Origin of the sequence: Gemmobacter sp., assembly GCF_016792925.1 — a bacterium.
Taxonomy (GTDB): domain Bacteria; phylum Pseudomonadota; class Alphaproteobacteria; order Rhodobacterales; family Rhodobacteraceae; genus Gemmobacter.
Genome location: NZ_JAEULU010000178.1, coordinates 1 through 1569, shown reverse-complemented (window position 1 = coordinate 1569; position 1569 = coordinate 1). Strand labels below are relative to the sequence as shown.

At 68.6% G+C, this 1569-nt stretch carries 2 protein-coding genes; both read left to right on the top strand.

The window, feature by feature from the left end:
- The coding region (locus JNN06_RS08395) for an ATP-binding cassette domain-containing protein (protein ID WP_291239137.1) at positions 1-963 on the top strand (963 nt) is incomplete at its 5' end.
- A gap of 120 nt (positions 964-1083) precedes the next feature.
- Positions 1084-1542 (top strand): peptidoglycan-binding protein LysM, encoded by a 459-nt coding sequence (lysM, locus tag JNN06_RS08390; protein WP_291239136.1) that lies wholly within the window; start codon positions 1084-1086, stop codon positions 1540-1542.
- The last annotated feature ends 27 nt before the right edge of the window (positions 1543-1569 follow it).

Here is a 1569-nt window from a genome sequence, read left to right as displayed (position 1 = left end):
GGCGCGCGCGATGTGCGGGCGGGGGCGATGTCGCCGGGCGAGCTGGTGCAGTTTGTCATCTATGCCGTGATGGTGGCGGGGGCCGTGGGCGCGCTGTCGGAAATCTGGGGCGAGCTGCAACGCGCGGCGGGCGCGACCGAGCGGCTGGTGGAGCTGCTGACAGCCCCCGACGCGGTGCAAGACCCGGCAAGCCCGCGTGCGCTGCCGCGCCCGGTGCGGGGCGAGATCGCGCTGGAAGGAGTGAGCTTCACCTATCCCGCGCGCCCCGATGCGCCTGCGCTGCACGGCATCGACCTGCGCGTGGCGCCGGGCGAGACGGTGGCGCTTGTCGGCCCCTCGGGCGCGGGCAAATCCACCATCCTGCAACTGCTGATGCGTTTTTATGATCCGCAGGCGGGGCGCATCACGCTGGATGGCGTGGCACTGCCCGAGATGGCGCGCGATGACTTCCGCCGCGCGCTGGCGCTGGTGCCGCAAGACCCGGTGATCTTTGCGGCCTCGGCGCGCGACAATATCCGCTTTGGCCGCCCCGAGGCGAGTGATGCCGAGGTGGAGGCCGCCGCTGCCGCCGCCGCCGCGCATGACTTCATCTCGGCGCTGCCCGAGGGCTATGACACCTGGCTGGGCGAACGCGGCGTGATGCTGTCGGGCGGGCAGAAGCAACGGATCGCCATTGCCCGCGCCATCCTGCGCGACGCGCCGGTGCTGCTGCTGGACGAGGCGACCTCGGCGCTGGATGCCGAAAGCGAACGCGCGGTGCAGGGCGCGGTGGAGCGGCTGGCCGAGGGGCGGAGCGTGCTGGTGGTGGCGCATCGGCTCGCCACGGTGAAACGCGCCGACCGGATCGTGGTCTTTGATCAGGGCCGCATCGTGGCGCAGGGCAGCCATGAGGCGCTGGTGGCCGAGGGCGGGCTTTATGCGCGCCTCGCGCGGCTGCAATTCACCGATGGCGAGGCCCACTGACCACGCAGGCGCGGGGAATTTTGCCGCAATTTCTTCACTGGACCGGCGCAACCATCCCGGCCATGCTGCGTTTCGGTACGGGCAGGGCAGGGTGCCTTCGCCCTGAATGGGAGAGTTGCCATGGGTGTATGGTCCTTTGTGAAAGATGCAGGCGCGTCGCTGTTCGGCTCCAAGGCCGAGGCGGCCGAGGTGAAAACCACCACCGAAGTGCGCGCTCAGGTCGAGGCGCTGCAAAAGGAAATCGACAAGCTGGGTCTGGATGCCAAAGGCGTGGAGATCGCGGTTGAGGGCGATACGGTGAAACTCGCCGGCACCGCCGCCACCCCCGAGGAGCAGGAAAAGGTCATCCTCGCCGTGGGCAATGTGGCCGGTGTGGCCAAGGTCGAGGCCGAAATGCCCGCCGATGCCCCGGCGCCGGTGTTCTACACCGTGAAGAAAGGCGACAACCTCTCGGCCATCGCCAAGGCCACGCTGGGCAATGCCAACCGCTATCCCGAGATTTTCGAGGCCAACAAGCCCATGCTGAAACACCCCGACAAGATCTATCCGGGCCAGAACCTGCGCATCCCGCAGAAGTAAGCGCGCCTTGCAGGCGGGGCAGGGGGG